The organism is Streptomyces mutomycini (assembly GCF_001700505.1).
Taxonomy (GTDB): domain Bacteria; phylum Actinomycetota; class Actinomycetes; order Streptomycetales; family Streptomycetaceae; genus Streptomyces; species Streptomyces mutomycini.
In genome coordinates this window covers 1-567 of the sequence record NZ_MAPV01000142.1, presented here as the reverse complement: position 1 = coordinate 567, position 567 = coordinate 1, and the positions used below count along the sequence as shown (strand labels likewise).

1 protein-coding gene and 1 pseudogene are annotated in these 567 nt (G+C 70.2%); both read left to right on the top strand.

Annotated features, from left to right (window positions below; all coding sequences use genetic code 11):
- Nucleotides 1–439 (top strand): aminotransferase class III-fold pyridoxal phosphate-dependent enzyme (locus BFF76_RS20725; RefSeq protein WP_244167312.1); only part of this gene is annotated, 439 nt, incomplete at its 5' end.
- Between the two features lie 62 nt (nucleotides 440–501).
- Nucleotides 502–567, top strand: a pseudogene (gene ectC / locus BFF76_RS32420) (L-ectoine synthase); the annotation flags it as partial.

Below are 567 nucleotides of genomic sequence, written 5' to 3'. Positions count from 1 at the left end.
CTACGGCCTGCCGATGTCGCTGTGCCTCTTCAAGGGCGAGCTGGACGTCTGGGAGCCGGGCGAGCACAACGGCACCTTCCGCGGCAACAACCCGGCCTTCGTCACGGCCGCCGCCACGCTCGACGCGTACTGGGCCGACGGCCAGATGGAGAAGCAGACCCTGGCCCGCGGCGAGCAGGTCGAGCAGACGCTCCTGGCCATCTGCGGCGAGGACGAGACCGCGCAGTTCCGTGGCCGCGGCCTGGTCTGGGGCCTGGAGTTCACCGACCCCGCGCGCGCCTCCGCCGTCTGCGCCCGCGCCTTCGAGCTGGGCCTGCTGCTGGAGACCTCCGGCCCGCAGTCCGAGGTCGTGAAGCTGCTCCCGCCGCTGACCATCACCCCCGAAGAGCTGGACGAGGGCCTGCGCACGCTGGCCCGGTCCGTCCGCGAGACCGCCTGAGCGGGGCACTCCCCCACGCAGGCACCAACGAGCAGGACAGAAGAGAAAGGCACCATCCCACCGTGATTGTCCGATCTTTCAGTGACATCGAGAACACCGACCGGCACGTCAGGTCCGCTTCGGGTACC